This is a genomic window from Streptomyces sp. NPDC058052 (assembly GCF_042885515.1).
Taxonomy (GTDB): domain Bacteria; phylum Actinomycetota; class Actinomycetes; order Streptomycetales; family Streptomycetaceae; genus Streptomyces.
The window spans coordinates 33,206-52,354 of sequence record NZ_JBHVRX010000033.1 but is presented as its reverse complement, the minus strand read 5'-3'; the positions used below and the strand labels follow the sequence as shown (position 1 = coordinate 52,354).

16 protein-coding genes are annotated in these 19,149 nt (G+C 74.1%); 8 read left to right on the top strand and 8 right to left on the bottom strand.

Annotated elements, in window-relative coordinates; translation table 11 throughout:
• Positions 1–8: 8 nt before the first annotated feature.
• The 3 genes from ACFVU3_RS32700 to ACFVU3_RS32690 are packed head-to-tail and all read right to left on the bottom strand — an operon-like array spanning position 9 to position 2,781.
• Complete coding sequence (locus ACFVU3_RS32700; RefSeq protein WP_390071986.1) at positions 9–920, bottom strand: ABC transporter ATP-binding protein; 912 nt, start codon at positions 918–920, stop codon at positions 9–11.
• Entirely contained in the window at positions 917–1,819 is a 903-nt protein-coding gene (locus ACFVU3_RS32695) for an ABC transporter permease (protein ID WP_390071985.1), read from the bottom strand. Before ACFVU3_RS32695 ends, ACFVU3_RS32700 begins: the two co-directional genes overlap by 4 nt.
• Complete coding sequence (locus ACFVU3_RS32690) at positions 1,816–2,781, bottom strand: ABC transporter ATP-binding protein (RefSeq protein WP_390072045.1); 966 nt, start codon at positions 2,779–2,781, stop codon at positions 1,816–1,818. The genes ACFVU3_RS32695 and ACFVU3_RS32690 overlap by 4 nt, the downstream gene beginning before the upstream one ends.
• Before the next feature lie 250 nt (positions 2,782–3,031).
• Here ACFVU3_RS32690 and ACFVU3_RS32685 point away from each other — a divergent pair, with 250 nt between their 5' ends.
• The 5 genes from ACFVU3_RS32685 to ACFVU3_RS32665 all read left to right on the top strand — a co-directional run bounded on the left by ACFVU3_RS32685 (position 3,032) and on the right by ACFVU3_RS32665 (position 7,916).
• Positions 3,032–3,877, top strand: coding sequence for a M24 family metallopeptidase (locus ACFVU3_RS32685; RefSeq protein ID WP_390071983.1), 846 nt, complete (start codon positions 3,032–3,034; stop codon positions 3,875–3,877).
• Positions 3,877–5,676 carry an SDR family oxidoreductase gene (locus ACFVU3_RS32680; protein ID WP_390071981.1) on the top strand — a complete coding sequence of 600 codons (1,800 nt, stop codon included), beginning with the start codon at positions 3,877–3,879 and terminating at the stop codon, positions 5,674–5,676. The genes ACFVU3_RS32685 and ACFVU3_RS32680 overlap by 1 nt, the downstream gene beginning before the upstream one ends.
• Before the next feature lie 174 nt (positions 5,677–5,850).
• Positions 5,851–6,774, top strand: a complete 924-nt coding sequence (locus ACFVU3_RS32675) for a MerR family transcriptional regulator (RefSeq protein WP_390071979.1) — start codon at positions 5,851–5,853, stop codon at positions 6,772–6,774.
• Between the two features lie 96 nt (positions 6,775–6,870).
• Complete coding sequence (locus tag ACFVU3_RS32670; protein WP_390071977.1) at positions 6,871–7,413, top strand: RNA 2'-phosphotransferase; 543 nt, start codon at positions 6,871–6,873, stop codon at positions 7,411–7,413.
• Between the two features lie 50 nt (positions 7,414–7,463).
• The gene (locus tag ACFVU3_RS32665) at positions 7,464–7,916 is read left to right on the top strand and encodes a hypothetical protein (RefSeq protein WP_390071976.1); all 453 of its coding nucleotides are present in this window, start codon (positions 7,464–7,466) and stop codon (positions 7,914–7,916) included.
• A gap of 31 nt (positions 7,917–7,947) precedes the next feature.
• Here ACFVU3_RS32665 and ACFVU3_RS32660 read toward each other — a convergent pair whose 3' ends face one another.
• From ACFVU3_RS32660 to ACFVU3_RS32650, 3 genes are all read right to left on the bottom strand, one after another.
• On the bottom strand, positions 7,948–9,297 hold the full coding sequence (locus ACFVU3_RS32660; protein WP_390071974.1) for a hypothetical protein: 1,350 nt from the start codon (positions 9,295–9,297) through the stop codon (positions 7,948–7,950).
• A gap of 136 nt (positions 9,298–9,433) precedes the next feature.
• The gene (locus tag ACFVU3_RS32655; protein WP_390071972.1) at positions 9,434–10,336 is read right to left on the bottom strand and encodes an LLM class flavin-dependent oxidoreductase; all 903 of its coding nucleotides are present in this window, start codon (positions 10,334–10,336) and stop codon (positions 9,434–9,436) included.
• A 49-nt stretch (positions 10,337–10,385) separates the two neighbouring features.
• Entirely contained in the window at positions 10,386–10,973 is a 588-nt protein-coding gene (locus ACFVU3_RS32650) for a MarR family winged helix-turn-helix transcriptional regulator (protein ID WP_390071970.1), read from the bottom strand.
• A 50-nt stretch (positions 10,974–11,023) separates the two neighbouring features.
• On the opposite strand from ACFVU3_RS32650, the gene ACFVU3_RS32645 reads away from it, so the two are divergent.
• From ACFVU3_RS32645 to ACFVU3_RS32635, 3 genes are all read left to right on the top strand, one after another.
• A complete protein-coding gene (locus tag ACFVU3_RS32645; protein ID WP_390071968.1) occupies positions 11,024–11,785 on the top strand; it encodes a hypothetical protein in 762 nt (253 codons plus the stop codon).
• Positions 11,782–12,615: an SGNH/GDSL hydrolase family protein gene (locus ACFVU3_RS32640; RefSeq protein ID WP_390071967.1), complete on the top strand. Its 834-nt coding sequence runs from the start codon at positions 11,782–11,784 to the stop codon at positions 12,613–12,615. Before ACFVU3_RS32645 ends, ACFVU3_RS32640 begins: the two co-directional genes overlap by 4 nt.
• Positions 12,616–12,850: 235 nt before the next feature.
• Positions 12,851–13,726, top strand: a complete 876-nt coding sequence (locus ACFVU3_RS32635; RefSeq protein WP_390071965.1) for a Cof-type HAD-IIB family hydrolase — start codon at positions 12,851–12,853, stop codon at positions 13,724–13,726.
• 132 nt (positions 13,727–13,858) lie between these two features.
• On the opposite strand, the gene ACFVU3_RS32630 is transcribed toward ACFVU3_RS32635, so the two are convergent.
• Together ACFVU3_RS32630 and cydD are read right to left on the bottom strand one after the other, a co-directional pair.
• Positions 13,859–15,571: a GAF domain-containing sensor histidine kinase gene (locus ACFVU3_RS32630; RefSeq protein WP_390071964.1), complete on the bottom strand. Its 1,713-nt coding sequence runs from the start codon at positions 15,569–15,571 to the stop codon at positions 13,859–13,861.
• 14 nt (positions 15,572–15,585) lie between these two features.
• Positions 15,586–19,143, bottom strand: a complete 3,558-nt coding sequence (gene cydD, locus ACFVU3_RS32625; RefSeq protein ID WP_390071962.1) for a thiol reductant ABC exporter subunit CydD — start codon at positions 19,141–19,143, stop codon at positions 15,586–15,588.
• Between the last annotated feature and the right edge of the window lie 6 nt (positions 19,144–19,149).

Below are 19,149 nucleotides of genomic sequence, written 5' to 3'. Positions count from 1 at the left end.
TGCTCCTTTCAGGCCGCGACGAGATACGAGAAGACGGATTCGAGGGACTCGTCGGACGGCGAGACCGTCAGCAGCCGGATGCCCCGCTCGCGCGCGACCTTCGGCAGCAGTTCGGTGAACCGTCCGAAGTCCACGGCCTGGATCCGCAGTCCGCCCTCCACCGCGTCGACCTCGATGCCGGCCGTCGACGGGTCGGCGATCAGCGCGGCGGCCAGTGCCCGGTCGTCGCTGGAACGGACCATGTAGCGGTGCGGCCGGTCGGTCATCAGGCGGCGGATCCGGCGGAAGTCGCCGGAGGCGGCGTGCCGGCCGGCGACGATCACCTCGATGTGGGAGGCGAGCTGCTCGACCTCCTCCAGGATGTGCGAGGAGAACAGCACCGTGCGGCCCTCGGCGCCCATCCGGCGCAGCAGCTCCATGAGCTGCATGCGCTGGCGCGGGTCCATGCCGTTGAACGGCTCGTCGAGCAGGAGCACGGACGGCTCGTGGACGAGGGCCGAGGCCATCTTCACGCGCTGCCTCATGCCCTTGCTGTACGTGGCGATCTTCCGGTCCTGCGCGTACTCCATCTCCACGGTCGCGAGGGCCCGCTGGGCCTCCGCGGCGCCGAGGCCCTGGAGCTCCGCGTTGGCCACGACGAACTCACGGCCGGTGAGGAAGTCGTACATCGCCTCGCGCTCGGGGACGACGCCGATGGAGCGGTAGACCGACTCGTTGCGCCAGACGGGTTCGCCGTCGAGGGTCACGCTGCCCGTGGAGGGGTCGAGGAAGCCGCCCATCATGTTGATGAGGGTGGACTTGCCGGCGCCGTTGGGGCCGAGGAGGCCGGTCACGCCGGGGCCGATCGACATCGTGACGTCGTTGACGGCGACGACGTTGCCGAACCAGCGCGAGACGTGGTCGATGTGCAAGGTGCTCACAGTCCGACCTTTCGGTAGCGGCGCATCAGGATGCCGTAGCAGCCCGCGATGAGGCCGAGGACGACCAGCAGGTAGACGACGCCGGTTCCGGCCCCGACCGGCACCTCGCCGGGGAAGGAGGCGGGGGCGCCGAGGAAGGCGTTCTGCAGGCCGATGACGAGGGTGAGGGGGGAGAAGAGGCCGAGCCAGGCGATGGCGTCGGTGTTCTCCGTGGCGTAGGAGATGCCCTGGAGGGTGGAGACCGCGCCGTAGGAGATGGTGAGGACGGCGATCACGGCGGCGACGCCGAAGCCACGGCGCGGGGTGAGCGCGGCCATGACCAGGCCGATGCCTCCGAAGAGCACCGAGAGGACCGCGACGGAGACGAGGCCCTGGCCGAACAGCTTGGCCTGCTCGGCGAAGTCCATCTTGGCCAGCATCGAGCCGATCCACAGGATCAGCAGCGGGGTGGCGGTGAGGACGAAGAGCGCCGAGGCCATCGCCCCGAACTTGGCGAGCACGTAGTCGACCCGCTCGATGGGGCGGGAGAAGTACAGCGGCACCGTCCGGAACCTCAGGTCGCGGGAGACCGACTGGGGCGCCTGGGAGGCCAGGTAGACGGCGATGACGAGCTGGAGGAGCACCGCGTACTGGGTGTACTCCACGAAGAGCTTGTCGGCCTTGGTGTACACCGCGATCGCGACGATGATCAGCGCCGGCACGCACATCACGGCGAAGAGCAGCATCGGCAGCACCTTCGACTTGGCGCTGCGGCCCAGACCGTACGCCCCCCGCAGGGACTGCGAGAAGAGCGAGCGGCGGGCGTAGGAGCGGCCGAGCCGGGGGCCGTCGTAGGACCGGTATCCGATGTTGTGGATCCGGGTGGTGTCGGGGGCGGCCTCGGGGGCGGGAGTGCTCATCGGGCCTTGACCTCCTCGTGCTGCGCGGCGGTCTCGGGGCGGAAGACCTCGGCGATGTGGTGGCGGCGCTGCTCCATGCGGACCAGGCCGAGGCCGAGGCCGGCGACGGTGTCGCGCACCAGGTCGTACGTCTCCTCGCCCGCGGCCTCCAGGAGCAGGATGTGACCGGCGCCGGGCAGGCCCTCCTCGACGCCTTCGTGGAGGGTGACGCCGGCGGCGGCGAGGGCGGCGCGGAGCGCGCCGGTGCCGTCCGGGTGGGCGTCCGAGTCGGTGACCTCGACCGCGAGGGTCGTGGTGGTGCGGGTGAAGTCGCTGGTGGAGCTGGACCGCAGCAGCTTGCCGCCGTCGATGACGACGACGTGGTCGCAGGTCCGCTCCAGCTCGCCGAGGAGGTGGGAGGTGACGAGCACGGAGATGCCGAAGTCGGTCCAGACGCGGCGGATGAGGCCGAGCATCTCGTCCCGGCCGACCGGGTCGAGGCCGTTGGTCGGCTCGTCGAGGAGGACCAGCCTGGGGTCGTGGACCAGGGCCTGGGCCAGCTTCACCCGCTGCTTCATGCCGGTCGAGTAGCCGCCGATGGGGCGGTAGCGCTCCTCGTACAGGCCGACGTGACGCAGGGTGTCGGCGGTCCGCTCGCGGGCGGCGGTCGGCGGCAGGCCGGACATCCGCGCCATGTGGACGACGAACTCGGTGGCCGAGACGTCCGGCGGGAGGCAGTCGTGCTCGGGCATGTACCCGACGCGCTCGCGGATCTCGGAGCCGTGCTTCGAGACGTCGAGGCCCAGGACCTCCGCGCGGCCCTCCGTGGCGGGGGAGAGTCCGAGGAGGATCTTGATCATCGTGGACTTGCCGGCTCCGTTGGCACCCACCAGTCCGGTCACACCGGGCCCGATGTCCAGGGAGAGCCGGTCGAGAGCGGTCACCCGGGGGAACCGCTTGCTGAGGCTTTCGGTGGCGATCACAGTCACGGTTCGAAGGTAGTGGCGAATGCCACAGGGGTCGTCAGCCCTACGGATCGATCGCTCTCCGACTTAGGGAGTACGAACCCTGAGGGAAGGTCGCGACGAAAGTCGTCCGGGGTTCCGGAGCGGGAGTTTTCCACAGGCGGTCGTGCACACCCCTTGACGTAGCCTCCGGGCATTGTCACATTCATCGGTGTCAAGTTACGGACGCGTAGGGCGACCGGACGCTCACACCGGACGGGCGGGTGGCATGACCTCAGCAGTGGCAAGCGAACTGACCGCGGACCTGCGGGGGTTCAGGGAAGTACAGCGGCTCTCCTACGCCTGCGCGGAAGCGGTCGCGGCCCAGCTCAAGCCGGGCGTGACCGAGCGCGAGGCGGCGCGGATGCAGCGCGAGTGGCTGTACGAGCGCGGGGTGAAGGACTGGTTCCACCGGCCCTTCGCCTGGTTCGGCGACCGCACCGCCTTCGTCGACTTCAAGATCCCGCTCCAGTTCTTCCCCACCGACCGGCGCCTGGAGGCGGGGATGCCCTTCATCCTCGACATGGCGCCCGTGTACCAGGGGTACACGGCGGACATCGGCTACAGCGGCTGCCTCGGGCTCAACCCGCTGCACGACCGGCTGCTCGCCGATCTGCGCGACCACCGCGAGCTGATCCTGCGCGAGGTGCGCGAGCGGCGCAGCCTGCGCGAGATATACGAGGACGTGAACCGGCTCATGGTCCGCCAGGGGTACGCCAACCGGCACCGGGCCTATCCCTTCGGCGTGATCGCCCACAAGATCGACCGGGTGAAGGAGCGGCGGTTCGCGCCCACCCTGTTCGGCTTCGGGGCCCAGTCCCTCAAGGGCCTGGTGAGCGACGCCGTGCACGGACACCGGGACGGCTGGTCGCCGCTCTGGTCCCCGTACAAGTTCTCCGACCACCCGCCCACTCCGGGGCTCTGGGCGGTCGAGCCGCACCTCGGATTCCGGGGGACGGGCGCGAAGTTCGAGGAGATCCTGGTCGTCACCGACTCCCGGGACCCCGAGCAGAGCGCGTTCTGGCTGGACGACGACCTGCCGCACGTGCGGCGGTGGAACGAAGGAGCGGTCTGATGGCGGGCGCGGGACTCAAGGCGGCGCGGGAGCGCCGGGTCCGGACGGGCGGGATCGAGCTGTGCGTCGCCGAGCTCGGCGACGCCGACCGGCCGACGGTACTGCTCGTGCACGGCTACCCGGACTCGAAGGAGGTCTGGTCCGAGGTCGCGGTGCGGCTCGCCGAGGAGTTCCACGTCGTGCTGTACGACGTGCGGGGCCACGGCCGCTCGACGGCGCCGGCACCGCTGCGGGGCGGATTCACCCTGGAGAAGCTGACCGACGACTTCCTGGCCGTCGCCGACGCGGTCAGCCCGGACCGGCCGGTCCACCTCGTCGGGCACGACTGGGGTTCGGTGCAGTCGTGGGAGTTCGTGACCGTGCCGCGCACCGAGGGCCGGATCGCCTCCTTCACCTCCATGTCCGGTCCGTCGCTCGACCACTTCGGGCACTGGATCAAGAGCCGGATGACCCGCCCCACCCCCCGGCGGGTCGGACAGCTCCTCGGCCAGGGCGCCAAGTCCTGGTACGTGTACATGCTGCACACCCCGGTCCTGCCGGAGCTGGCCTGGCGCGGCCCGCTCGGCAAGCGCTGGCCGAAGCTGCTGGAGCGGGTGGAGAAGATACCGGCGGGCGAGTACCCGACGCCGTCGCTGCCCGGCGACGCGGCCAACGGCGCCTGGCTCTACCGGGACAACGTCCGGGCCCGTCTCTCCCGGCCCCGCCCCGACGCCTTCGCGCACGCGCCCGTGCAGCTGATCACCCCGACCGGGGACGCCTTCCTCTCCGAGCGGCTCTACGACGACCTGGGGACCTGGGTGCCGGAGCTGACCCGGCGCACCCTGCCGGCGAAGCACTGGGTGCCGCGCACCCGCCCCGACCAGCTGGCCGCGTGGATCACGGACTTCGTCCGCGCCCACGAGGAGCCGGAGACGCGGGCCCCCCGCCCGGTGGCGGAGACGACGGCGAAGAGCGGGGTGCGGCCGGAGTACGCGGAGCGCTTCGGCGGACAGCTGGTGCTGGTCACCGGTGCGGCCAGCGGCATCGGGCGGGCCACCGCCTTCGCCTTCGCGGAGGCCGGGGCCCGGGTCGTCGCGGTGGACCGGGACGCCGAGGGCGCGGCCCGCACCGCGGAGATGGCCCGCCTGATCGGCGCCCCGGACGCCTGGGGCGAGACGGTGGACGTCGCCGACGAGCAGGCGATGGAGAAGCTGGCGGCCAAGGTCGCCGCCGAGTACGGGATCGTCGACGTCCTCGTCAACAACGCGGGCATCGGCCTGACCGGCTCCTTCTTCGAGACCACCAGCGAGGAGTGGAAGCGGGTCCTGGACGTCAACCTGTGGGGCGTGATCCACGGTTGCCGGGTGTTCGGGGCGCAGATGGCGGCCCGCGGTCAGGGCGGTCACATCGTCAACACCGCCTCGGCGGCGGCCTTCCAGCCCTCGCGGGCGCTGCCCGCGTACAGCACCTCGAAGGCGGCGGTGCTGATGCTGAGCGAGTGCCTCCGGGCCGAACTGGCCGGGCAGTCCATCGGGGTGAGCACGATCTGCCCCGGCATCGTGAACACCAACATCACGGCGACCGCCCGCTTCGCCGGGGTCACGGACGCGGCGGAGGAGAAGCGGCGGCAGCGGAAGGCGTCCCGGCTGTACGGACTGCGCAACTACCCGCCGGAGAAGGTCGCGGACGCGATCCTCGGGGCGGTGCTGCACGACCGGGCGGTCGTGCCGGTCACCCCGGAGGCGCGGGGCGCCCACGCCCTCTCCCGGCTGGCCCCGGGGGCCCTGCGCGCCCTCGCCCGCTGGCAGCCGCCGGCGTAGCGGGGCCGGGGGCCAGGGGGACCGGGGGCGTCCTCCCGGGCGGGGCGGGCGCGGGGGCGGACCGTCCGCCCGGGGGACGGGGCGGGCGGGCGGTCGTACGATCCCTCGCAGAACGGGCCCCGCGCGGGGTGCAGCGATCGGTCGGTGGGAGCGGGTTTGTCCGAGCAGTCAGCAGTGCGACCGGAGTACCGGATCGAGGATCTCGCCCATCACAGCGGGGCCACGGTGCGGACCATCCGCGCCTACCAGGACCGCGGCCTGTTGCCCCGCCCGGAGCGGCGGGGAAGGTCCAACGTGTACGGGGACAGCCATCTGGCCCGGCTGCGCCAGATCGCGGACCTGCTGGACCGGGGCTACACGCTGGCCTCGATCAAGGAGCTGCTCGACGCGTGGGACACCGGCCGGGGGCTGGGCGGGGTGCTCGGGCTGGTCGCGGAGGTCCAGGGGCCGTGGACGGACGAGGAGGCGGCCCGGATCACCCGCGCGGAGCTGGACGCCCGCTTCGGCGGCACCCCCGACGAGGAGGCGGTCCGGGAGGCGGTCGAGCTCGGTGTCCTCGAACGGATCCCCGGCCGCGACGGCGAGGAGTACCTGGTCCCGAGCCCCCAAGAGCTGGCGGTGGCGGTGGAGTTGCACGCGGCGGGGGTTCCCCTGTCGGCGATCACCGGGCACCTGAGGGAACTTCGGGAGCAGGTCGAGCACATCGCGGGCCGTTTCCTGGAGTTCACCACGGAGCACGTCTTCGCGCGCTATCTGGAGCACCGGCCGCCGACGGACTCCGACGCGGCCGAGGCGGCGACGATGGTGCGGCGGCTGCGGCCGCTCGCCCAGCAGACGGTGGACGCCGAACTGGCCAGGGCCATGCGGATCCTGGCGACCCGTCATCTCCAGATCCACCTCTCGCCCGACGCCCCGCTCCTGCGGGACGACGAGCCGCGTCCCGTGCAGATACCGGCCGGGACGATCAGGGCCGTCCAGGCGCTCGTTGGCGTGGAGAGCGTCGCGGCCTTCGTGACGGCGGCTGCCGAACGCGAGGTGAACAAGAGGACATTGGACTCATTGACGGTAAATGCCGTCAATTCCCCCACAGTTCAATAAACCATTTGATTCTTCAGGGGAGTTGTCCACAGAATCGTCAACTGACCTGTGGATAAACCACTTTGGTTGTGGATCAAACATGGACGGGGAAGAACGATGGACGAACGTCGCACGGTGAAGGTCTCGAAGTACCTGTCGAAGCATCTCCGGCATCAGCCCGAGCGGATCGGGCTGGTCCTCGACGCGCACGGCTGGACCGAGATCGACGCGCTGCTCACCGCCGCGGCCGGCCACGGCTTCCCGATCAGCCGCGCGGAGCTGGACCACGTGGTCGCGACCAACGACAAGAAGCGGTTCGCCGTCGAGGGCACCCGGATCCGGGCCAGCCAGGGCCACACGATCGGCGTCGACCTCGGCCTGCCGCCCGCCGAACCGCCCGCGTACCTCTACCACGGTACGGTCGCCGACCGGCTTCCCGCGATCCGGACGGAGGGGCTGCGGCCCATGGCCCGCCACGACGTGCACCTCTCCCCCGATCGCGAGACGGCCACCCGGGTCGGGGCGAGACGCGGCCGGCCGGTGGTGCTGAGCGTGGACGCAGGCGCGATGCACCGGGCGGGGCACGAGTTCCGGGTCAGCGCCAACGGCGTCTGGCTGACCGGGGCCGTGCCGGCCGAGTACATCCGCTTCCCCGGTTGAGGACGGACGACCGCCCCGAGCACCCCGGACGGCTGAGGCATGATCGGGTCATGACCCACCCGCACCTCCCCAGCACCCAGGCAGCCGTGACCGCCGTCCGCGCGCTCGCCGAGGAGTTCCGCCTGGAGATCACCGTCACCGACGACATCGGCGCGGACCAGACCTCCCGTCGCACCTCCTCCGGCGCCTTCGGCGTGCTCGACGAGGACGGCTCGCTGCCGCACGAGGCGTACATCGAGCTCGGCGGCTCCCCCTCCCTCTCCCTGCGGCTCTATCCCGAGGACGACGCCAGGATCACGGTGGACGGCGTCGAGTTCGCCGATGTGCCGAGGGACGCCGTCCCGGGCTTCGTGCGGGCGGTCCACACCGGCCTGGCGCACGTGAAGGGACGGTTCTTCCCGCCCGGGCAGTGGCTGATCGTCCCCGTGCCCGGCGGCGAGACCTACAAGGAGCTCATCCCGATGATGGCGCTCACCCCGTGGCTGAGCAGCCGCTTCCGCTGACGGGACGCCCCGGAGGCCCGCCCCCGCGACATCAGCCGGACCGTCCCTCGCCCCAGACGAGGCGGGCGGTGGCGAAGAGGACGATCGGGTGGGGATGCCCCTGGTCGGGAGCCGGTACGAGGGCCAGTTCCGCGTCCTCGTAGGGAGCACCGATCAGGACCGCGTCACGGAGGCTCATGACGGCGCGGGGGCGGAAGCCCGCCCCACCGTCGTCGTCCCCGTCGTCGTCCCTGTCGTCGTCCCCGTCGACAGCCCCGTCGTCGTCCCTGCCGGAGTCTCTGCCGTCGTCCCTGTCGACAGCCCCGGCGACGGGGGCGTCGTCCTCGGCACCGCTGCGCTCCTCGTCGTCGGGCCGGTCGGCCGAGGCCAGGTCGATGACGAACAGCGGCTTCCTCGTCCCGGTGGCGTCGGGGCCGTGGATCCGGAGCATGCCCTGGCCGTCCATCGCCGCCCGCACGCGCAGAGCCGGTAGCCCTGCCCGTCGCAGTGCCGCGGAACGACGGAGGGTCCGAAGTCCCCAGGCCGCCAGGAAGATGCCCGGGACCCCGGTGACCAGGGCGAGCAGCTGCGGGCCGAAGGCGTCGTACGGTTCGGCGGCGAGCCGGCACCACGAGCCGTCCTCCAGCACCGTGACGGTGGCGCCGAGACGGTGGTCCTCGGGATAGGCGGAGGCGACGACGAGCCGGCGCCCGTCCGGGGCGCGGAGCCGTACCGAGTCGTCCGCGCGGCTCGTGACCTCCGCCTCGACGCGCGTCGCCCGGGCGGCCCGGTCCTCGTCGGCGTGCACGCCGCGCTGGCCCATGAGGGTCGCGCCGAGGGCCACCGCGCACAGGGTCGTCCCGGCGATCAGCGGCCACTTCCCGCGCCGCGGGAATCCGGTGGTGTCGAGGGTGCGGAGGACCGCGCCGGAGGCCCGTTCGAAGACGAGGCGCTGCCGGCGGCGGGCCGCCACGCGTTCGCGGGCGGCGGCCCAGCCCAGGCCGAGGGCGGCGAGCACCGCCAGGTTCGCCGCCCGGGACGCGGCCCCGGGGGCGGGGAACTGCTCGGCCGCCACCAGGCCGGCGAGCACCGGTGCGACGAGGAGGGTGAGCTCGGGGAGCCGGGCGTTCCAGCACAACAGGCCGATCGCCAGGCCCGTCTGCGCCGCGTCGATCCACTCCGGGCCGCACGGGGCCGCGTCGGCGCACAGCGGCACCGGCTCCGTGACGACCGCCGCGCCCACCGTCACCAGGAGCGCCAGGAAGGTCCAGAGCGGCCGCGCCCACCGGCCGGGGCCCGCTGCCGACCAGGCGGCCGCGCCGACGCGCCCCCAGCCGGGCACGCCGTCGGCCGGCGGGCCCGGCGGCAGGGGGCTCGTTGTCGGGGCCGGGGTCGCGGGCATGGCAGGAGTATGCGCGAGGCCCCGCCGGGCGCCCGCGGCGGGACCGCGCGATCGCCCGCGGCGGGACCGCGCGATCGGTGGAGACGGTCGAGGCCCTCCGCGCCGCCGGCCGGGGCGGCCGTGGACCTCCCCGGGCTCAGCCGAGGCGGCCGAGGGCCTCCGTGGCGATGGTCTCGAAGACGGCCCGGTCGGCGGCGAAGACCGAGTCCTGGATCGGCCAGTGGATGACGATCTCGGTGAATCCGAGGTCGCGGTGGGTCCCGGCGAAGTCCACGAAGCGCTCCAGGGAGTCGAGCACCGTGTTCTTCTCCGGGGTGAAGCTGGTGAGCAGGACCTTGTCCAGCTCGGCCACATCCCGGCCGATCTCCGCGCACGCCTTGCCGAGCCGCTCGATCTGGCCGCGCAGGGCCTCCACGGACTGGGCCGCCGTGCCCTCCTCGTACAGCTTGGGGTCGCCGGTGGTCACCCACGCCTGCCCGTGCCGGGCGGCGAGGCGCATGCCGCGCGGGCCGGTCGCCGCCACCGCGAAGGGCAGCCGGGGGCGCTGCACGCAGCCGGGGATGTTGCGGGCCTCGTCGGCCGAGTAGAACGTGCCGCTCTCCGTCACCGCGTCCTCGGTGAGCAGCCGGTCGAGGAGCGGGACGAACTCCGCGAAACGGTCGGCCCGTTCCTTCGGCGTCCAGGGCTCCTGACCGAGCGCGGTGGCGTCGAAGCCGTTGCCGCCGGCGCCGATGCCGAGGGTGACCCGGCCGCCGGAGACGTCGTCGAGCGAGATCAGCTCCTTGGCGAGCGTCACCGGGTGCCGGAAGTTCGGCGAGGTGACGAGGGTGCCCAGGCGGAGCCGGTCCGTGGCGGTCGCGGCGGCGGTCAGGGTGGGCAGGGCGCCGAACCACGGGCCGTCCCGGAAGGTGCGCCAGGACAGGTGGTCGTAGGTGTACGCGGTGTGGAAGCCGAGTTCCTCGGCGCGCTGCCACGTGGCGCGGCCGCCCTCGTGCCAGCGTTCGACAGGAAGGATCACGGTGCTCAGGCGCAGGCTCATGCCCCGAGCGTACGTCGGCCCCGCCCGGACGCCTTCCCGGACGCCCGGCCTACCCCTGCTCCGCCTCCTGCTCCTGCGCGTTCTCCCCCTCCCGCCGCCCCGCCCGCTTCGCGAGGGTGCGGTACCCGGGGTGGACGCCCGGGGTGAGGCCCTGCTGGGCGGCGACCCGGCCGAGGAGCTCCGCGAGCAGCCCCCGTTCCGCCCCGTCCAGCGCGGCCAGGAGGTCGTCCTCGTGGGCGGCGGCCACCTCGCGGACCCCGGCGAGGGCATGACGGCCGGCCTCGGAGACGTACAGCTCGTAGTTGCGGCGGTCCTCGGTGCTGCGTCGGCGCTCCACCAGGCCCTTCCGCTCCAGGTTGTCGATGAGGGCGACGACCCGGCTGGGCACCACGCCCAGGTCGGCGGCGAGCGAGCGCTGGCTGCGGCCGGGCTCGGTCGCGATCATCCGCAGCAGGCCGACGTCCGGGGGGTTGAGGCCGAGCCCGCCGACGCGCTCGCCGAACCGTCCCGCCGCGTGCGCCCCGAGCTGGGCGAGGAGGAACGCGGCACCGCGCGGTACCGGCGGCCCCCCGCCGGACGGGCCGTGTCCCGCGTCCGGCGTGCGCTCTTCGTCTGGTTGTTGCCCGTGGCTGCTCACGGAGTTATCGTACTCGAAAAGAATGATTCTCCAATGTGAACCATTCTCTAATGGGAACGGAAACGACCATGGCCGTCCAGAACCAGACCGCTCAGCGCCACGAGGCCCAGGGCGGGCCCCCGCTCGGACCGCTCGCCCTCGTCTTCACCGCCCTCTTCGTCGCCTCGCTCGTCGCGGGCATCCTCCTCGCGGGCGGCAACACCTTCCCCTCGCCCTTCGGCGGCGCCGACGCGACCGACGGGATCGCCGCGTACTTCCGCGACCACACGGACGCCGTCCGCGTCGCGGCGACGCTCCAGTTCGGGGCCTCCGTACCGCTCGCGATCTACGCCGCCACCGCCTCCGCCCGCCTCCACCGGCTCGGCGTCCGCGCCCCCGGCGCGACCATCGCGCTCGCCGGCGGCCTGCTCGCCTCGGGCTTCCTCGGCCTGTCCGCCCTGCTGAGCTGGACCCTCTCCCGCCCCGAGGTCCTCGACCAGGCCGGCGTGATCCGCGCCCTCCAGTCGCTGGCCTTCGCGACCGGCGGCCCCGGCCACGTGGTGGCGCTCGGTCTGCTCGTCGCCGGCGTCGCCGTCCCCGGACTCCTCGCCGGACTGCTGCCCCGCGGGCTCGCCCTCGGCGGCCTCGTCCTCGCGGCGGTCGCCGAACTCTCCACCCTCGCCCTGCTGTTCGACGGCGCCGCCGTCCTGCTCCCGATCGCGCGCTTCGGCGGCCTGCTGTGGCTGATCGCGGCCGGATTCCTGCTGCCGCGCCACCGTTCCGACCCGCGCGTCCGCGCCCGCGCCGCGCGCCACGAGGAGACCTCCGCATGACGCACGCCGCGAACGACACCGCGCTCACCGCCAAGCTGGTCCGCTTCCAGCAGCCGGAGAAGAACCTCCGCTACCTCGGCGACCTCTCCGAACCCACCCTCGCCGGCCTCTTCGGCCTCGACCCCGCCGCCTACCGCGCTCTGCTCCACGGCCTCGACGAGGAGGCCCGGCGCACCGCCGACGAGCTCCTCGGCGACCCGGAGTTCGCCGCCCTCGTCGCCCGGCTCCCGTTCCGCCCCGGCGAGCGGATCGCCGTCCTCGGCGAGAGCACCACCGCCGACCGCCTCTCCTGGCGGGCGGTCCTGCGCCACCTCCTCCCCCCGTCGGTCGCCCTCCTCGACCTCTCCGTCTCCGGCCTCACCACCTCCCAGGCCCTCACCCACCTCCCGCGGCTCGGCTTCCTCCGCCCCGACCGGGTGCTGTGCATGCTCGGCGCCAACGACGCCCAGCGGCTCGCCCGTACCCCGCTGACCCCGGACGGCGTCCTCCTCGTCGGCCGGGCGGAGACCGAGCGGAACCTGCGCGCCCTGCGGGAGTCCTCCGGCCTCACCGGTCCGGAACAGTGGACCTGGCTCACGCCGAGCGCCATGGACCACGCGCGGGCCGAGGCGTATCCGCACTTCCGGCGGGCCGGCATCGGCTGGTCGCGCGAGGACGTCGACGCCGTCGCCGACCTCGTCCTGACCCTCCCCGGCACCGCCGTCGACACCCGGAGCGCCACCCGCCCCCGCCCGGACGGCCCCGACCTGCACACGGACGACGGCGTGCACCTCTCCCCGGCCGGCCAGCGAGCCGTCCTCGTCACGCTCGTCCACGCCCTCGCGACGTGACCCGCGGACCTCGCCGGGCCCGCCCCGCCGTCCCCACCGGACGCCCCACCGGCCCCACCGGACGCCCCGCCGGCCCCACCGGGCGCCCCACCGGATGCCCCGCCACCCCCACCGGACGCCCCGCCCGACCCCGCCACGCGCCCCACCGCACCCCCCGTCCGCCCCCTCACCCCGTACCGCACTCAAATGTGCGGGGACCCGCACGCCCGTGCGTCCGGTGCGGCACCATGGGGAGGTGACCTCTCCCCGGCCCTCCTCCCGACCCGCCGTCCGGCTCATCGCCACCGACCTCGACGGCACCCTCCTGCGCGACGACAAGTCCGTCTCCGAGCGCACCGTCGCCGCCCTCGCCGCGGCCGAGCGGGCGGGGATCGAGGTCTTCTTCGTCACCGGCCGCCCGGCCCGCTGGATGGACGTGGTCAGCGACCACGTCCACGGCCACGGCCTCGCCATCTGCGCCAACGGCGCGGCCGTCGTGGACCTGCACGCCGGCGGCACCTTCCTGGAGGTCCGCCCGCTGGACCGGCCCGTCGCCCTCGACGTCGTACGGACCCTGCGGGAGGCCGCCCCCGGCACCAGCTTCGCCGTCGAGCTGACCACCGGGATCCACTACGAGCCGCAGTACCCGCCCTTCTTCCTCGACCCCGGCGCCACCGTCGCCACCGCCGAGAAGCTGCTCTACGAGGAGGCGCCGGGCGCCTCCGCCCCGGTGCTGAAGCTGCTGGCCCAGCACCCGGAGCTCGACCCCGACGTCTTCCTCGCGACGGCCCGGGAGGCCGCCGGCGACCTGGCCTCGTTCACCCGCTCCAGCCCCACCGCGCTCATCGAGATCAGCGGCCTCGGCGTCTCCAAGGCGTCGACGCTCGCCCTCTGCTGCGCGCAGCGCGGCATCACGGCGGACGAGGTGGCGGCCTTCGGCGACATGCCGAACGACATCGAGATGCTGAGCTGGGCGGGCCGCTCGTACGCGATGGGCAACGCCCACCCGGACGTGATCGCCGCCGCCTCGGGCCGCACCGTCGGCAACAACGAGGACGGCGTCGCCGTCGTCGTCGAACAGCTCGTCGCCGAAGCCCTCGCCGCCCGCCCGGCCCTGGAGGAGCCCCGCTGAAGACCGCGCGGGACGCTCCGGAGAGGACCTGGGCCGCCTCTCCGAGACCGTGCCGGGCGCGTCCGGACCGTGCCGGGCTCACGTCGCCCGGCACCCCCGCTCCCCCACCCGGCCCGGTCCGGAAGACGCGGCCTAGAGCGGCGCCTCCCACACCACCGACGTGCCGGAGCCGTCCTCGGCGAGTCCCGGACCGCACCAGCTCGCGCCGCCCAGGGACTCGGCGCGCCGGGCGAGGTTGCGCAGACCGCTGCGCCGGCCGCCCTCCGGCATGCCGACGCCGTCGTCCGCGACCGTGAGCCGCACCCCCGGCGAGCCGTCCGGCAGGGTCACCGTCGCGTCGACGACGACCTCGATCCGGTGCGCCCCGGCGTGCCGGAAGGCGTTGGAGAGCGCCTCACGGAGCGCGGCGATCAGGTTCTTGCCCGTCAGCTCGCCGACGGTGGCGTCGATCGCGCCGAGGAAGCGGTGCGCGGGCTTGAAGCCCAGCGGCACCGCCGCCATGTTGATCTCCCGCAGCACCCGGGTGCGCAGCCCCGACGGCGCCTCCGCCGGACCCTGCTGGAGCGCGAAGATCGCCGTACGGATCTCCTGGATGGTCACGTCCAGTTCGTCCACGGCCTTGCCGACGCCCTCCTGGACGGCCGGCACGACCGCCTTGCGCTGGGCGCTCTCCAGCATCATCCCGGTGGCGAAGAGCCGCTGGATGACGAGGTCGTGCAGGTCGCGGGCGATCCGGTCGCGGTCCTCGAAGACGGCGAGCCGCTCCCGGTCGCGCTGCGCCTCGGCCATCATCAGCGCGAGCGCGGCCTGCGAGGCGAACTGGGTGGCGAGGGTCCGCTCCGCCTCCGAAAACGGGCGGGCGCCCCGGGCGCGGGGCATCGCGAGCGCGCCGAGCACCCGGCCGCCGCTCTGCAGCGGCAGCAGCATGCTCGGACCGTACGGCGAGGTCAGCCGGCTGATCATGCGCGGGTCGCTGGAGGCGTCCTGGACGAAGACCGCCTCGCCCTCCAGGAGCAGCTCCACGACCTGGCTCTCCGGCGGGATCACCATGCCGAGGGACTTGGTGGGGCGGGGCGAGGAGACGGCGACGATCTCCAGGCCGCCCTCCTCGGCCGGCAGCAGCACGATCCCGGCGTCCGCGTCGGCGAGCCGCCGGGCCTGTTCGGCGACGACGGCGAGGGCGTCGTCGGCGTCGCCGCCGGAGAGCAGCGCGGTGGTCACGGCGACCGAGCCGTCGATCCACCGCTCGCGCTGGCGCGCGGCCTCGTAGAGGCGGGCGTTGCCGATGGCGATCCCGGCCTCGGTGGCGAGGACCCGGACCATGTGCTCGTCGTAGTCGTTGAACTCCTCGCCGCCCCGCTTCTCCGCGAGGTACAGATTGCCGAAGATCTCGCCCTGGACGCGGATGGGGACGCCGAGGAAGGTCCGCATGACCGGGTGGCCGGGCGGGAAGCCGGCCGACCGCGGGTCGGCGGACAGGTCGGCGAGCCGGATCGTCCGCGGGTCGCGGATGAGCGCGCCGAGCAGCCCGGCGTGCCCGTCGGGACGGTGCCCGATGCGCCGGGCGATGTCGTCGCCGACGCCGTACGTGACGAAGTCCGAGAGCCCCTTGCCCTCCTCGTCGACGACGCCGATGGCCGCGTAGCGGGCGTCGGCCAGCTCCGCCGCCGTCTCGCAGATCCGGTCGAGGGTGGTGTGGAGTTCGAGTCCGGTGCCCACCGACCGCATCGCTTCGAGCAGCTGCGGCACGCGGGCGGTCAGCTCCGTGGACAGCCCCTGGAGGCTGCGGGTGGCCTCGGTGGCGGCGACCAGGGGGTCCGGGGAATCGGGCGTGGCGGCGGTCATGACCCTGAGCCTAGTTAGTCCGATTTGGCGAGAAAAGTCGGACGGCCGGTCCCCGCGGCCGCGACGCCGTCGAGAAGGAGGTCGGCCGCCCGCTCCTGCTCCAGCATCCGCCGCAACGGCCCGTCCTCGGCGGCGAGCTCGGCGTACGGTCCGCGCTGCACGGTCCGGCCGCCGTCCAGGACCACCACCTCGTCGACCGCGTCGAGCCCGCGCAGCCGGTGGGTGATGAGGACGGTGGTCCGGCCCTCGGTGGCGCGCAGCAGGTCGTCGGTGAGCGCGTCGGCGGTGGCCAGGTCCAGGTGCTCGGCCGGCTCGTCGAGGACGAGGACGGGGAAGTCGGCGAGGAGGGCGCGGGCCAGCGCGAGCCGCTGCCGCTGACCGCCGGAGAGCTTCGAACCGTGCTCGCCCACGAGGGTGTCGAGCCCGTCGGGCAGGCCGTCCACCCAGTCGGCGAGCCGGGCCCGGCGCAGCGCCTCCCGCAGCTCCTCGTCGCTCGCGTCCGTCCGGGCGAGCCGCAGGTTCTCCCGCACGGAGCTGTCGAAGAGGTGCGCGTCCTGCGCGCACAGCCCGACGAAGCGCCGTACGTCGTCGCCGTCGAGCTCCCCGGCGGGCACCCCGCCGATCCGGTACGTGCCGGACTCCCCGTCCAGGAACCGCAGCAGCACCTGGGCGAGCGTCGTCTTGCCGGAGCCCGACGCACCGACGACGGCGACCCGCCGCCCGGCGTCCAGGGTCAGCGCGAAGCCGTCGAGAGCGGGCCGGTCCTGCCCGGCGTACCGGGCCGAGAGCCCCGCCAGTTCGAGCGGGAACGGCCCGGCCGGGGGAGCGGCGGGCACCGCCGGCTCGTGGACGGGGACGGGCGCGTCCAGCACCTCGAAGACCCGCTCGGCGCTGTGCTTGACCCGCTGCCGGTACTGGACGGCCGACGGCAGGCCGGTCACGGCCTCGAAGGCGGCGAGCGGGATGAGGACGACGACCGCGAGGGCGACCCCGTCGAGCCGCCCGTCGCGGACGGCCTGCACGCCGACGAAGGCGGCGGCCACCACCGTCAGTCCGCAGACCACGGCGGAGAGCCCGGCGCCCAGCGCGGCCGCGGCCGACTGCCGGGAGGCGATGCCGGTGAGCGTGCGGTCGACGGCCCGGGCCCGGCCGAGCCGGTCCCGCAGCACCCCGGCCACCGTCAGTTCGGCGCAGCCGCGCAGCGGATCGGCCACGGCCGTCGCGAGCGCGCCGCGCGCCGGGGCGAGCCGCCGCTCGGCCCGCCGGGCCAGCGCCGCGCCCAGCGGCGGGACGAGGACGCCCGCCACGAGGAGGCCCACCGCGAGCACGGCGCCCGCCTCGGGCAGCAGCCAGGCGGTGAAGCCGACCGAACCGAGGCCCACGACGAGCGCGGCTCCGACCGGGAGCAGCCAGCGCAGCCAGTAGTCCTGGAGGGCGTCGACGTCGTGGACGAGCCGGGCGAGCAGGTCGCCGCGCCGGGTGCGGCGCAGCCCCGCGGGGGCGATCCGCTCCAGCCGGACGTAGACGGAGACCCGGAGTTCGGCGAGCGTCCGCAGCACGGCGTCGTGCGAGACGAGCCGCTCGGCGTACCGGAAGACGGCCCGCCCGATGCCGAAGGCCCGGGTGGCGGTCACCGCGACCATCAGGTGCAGTACGGGCGGCTGTTCCGAGGCGCGCGAGATCAGCCACCCGGACACGGCCATGAGGCCCACGGCCGATCCGAGCGCCAGGCTCCCGAGCAGCAGCGCGAGCCCCATGCGGCCCCGCAGCTCCGCTGCCGTCGCACGCACCCGGGCGAGGACACCGGACGCCTCGGCGGGCGCCTCCGCCGGCGCGTACGCGTCCCGCGGGGCGACGGCCGGGGACGCCGTCCTGGGGGACCCGCCGCCCACGACCGCGTCCGCGGCCGCGGCGGTGCCGGAGTCCCCGGCCTGCGCGGGGCCGCCCAGCGCGACGACCCGGTCGGCGACGGCCAGCAGCGCCGGCCGGTGCACGACCAGCAGCACCGTCCGCCCCACGGCGAGCCGCCGCACCGCGTCGACGATGCCGGCCTCGGTCTCCCCGTCCAGCGCCGCCGTCGGCTCGTCGAGCAGCAGCAGCGGCCGGTCCGCGAGGAAGGCCCGCGCCAGCGCGAGCCGCTGCCGCTGACCGGCCGACAGCCCGGCCCCGTCCTCGCCGAGCACGGTGCCGGCGCCCTCGGGCAGCCCGTCCACGAAGGAGTCCGCCCCGGCGTCCCGCAGCGCCCGCCGCAACTCCTCGTCGCTCGCCTCCGGCCGGGCGAGCCGTACGTTCTCGGCGACGGTCCCGGCGAAGAGGTACGGGCGCTGCGGCACCCACGCGATCCGCGACCGCCATGCCTCCAGGTCCAGCTCCGCCAGGTCCACGCCCCCGACCCGTACGGTTCCGCCCTCCTCCGGCTCCGTGAAGCCGAGGACGACGTCGAGCAGGGTGGACTTGCCGACCCCGCTCGGCCCGACCAGGGCCACCGTCTCCCCCGGCTCGACGGTGAGGCTCGCCGCGTCCAGCGAGGGTTCGGCCCGCCCCGGATGGCGGACCGTCACCCGGTCCAGCTCCAGGCGCGTCCCGGCCGGAACCACCCGCGTACCGCCGCCGCGCACCGGGGTCTCCAGGACCTCGAAGATCTCCTCGGCCGCCGCGAGCCCCTCCGCCGCCGCGTGGAACTGCGCGCCGACCTGGCGCAGCGGCAGGTACGCCTCGGGGGCGAGGACGAGGATGACGAGCCCGGTGTAGAGGTCGAGGGTGCCGTGGACGAGTCGCATGCCGATGGTGACGGCGACGAGCGCCACCGACAGCGTGGACAGCAGCTCCAGGGCGAAGGAGGACAGGAAGGCGATGCGCAGGGTGCGCATCGTCGCCCGCCGGTAGTCGGCGGTGACGCCGCGGATCGAGGCGGCCTGGGCCTTGGCCCGGCCGAAGACCTTGAGGGTGGGCAGTCCGGCGACGACGTCGAGGAAGTGGCCGGAGAGCCGGGAGAGCAGCTTCCACTGCCGGTCCATCCGGGCCTGGGTGTACCAGCCGATCAGGATCATGAAGACCGGGATGAGCGGCAGGGTGACGACGATGATCGCGGCCGAGACCCAGTCCTCGGTGACGATCCGGGCGAGGACCGCGAGGGGGACGACGACGGCGAGGCCGAGCTGGGGCAGGTAGCGGGCGAAGTAGTCGTCGAGCGCGTCCACGCCCCGGGTGGCGAGCGCGATGAGCGAGCCGGTGCGCTGCCCGCCGAGCCAGCCGGGGCCGAGGGCGGTGGCCCGTTCGAGGAGCCGGCCGCGGAGTTCGGACTTGACCGCCGCGCTCGCCCGGTGGGCGGCGAGTTCGGTCAGCCAGGAGACGAGCCCCCGCGCCACCGCGACCCCGGCGAGCAGCAGCAGGGGAGTGGTCAGACCGGAAACCGAGAGGCCCTTCTGGAAGGCCCCCACCACGACCTCGGCGATGAGCATCGCCTGGGCGATGACCAGCGCCGCCCCGACCAGGCCGAGCACGACGACCGCGACGAGGAAGAAGCGGGTCGCCCGGGCGTACCGGAGCAGACGCGGGTCGATCGGTTTCACGTGAAA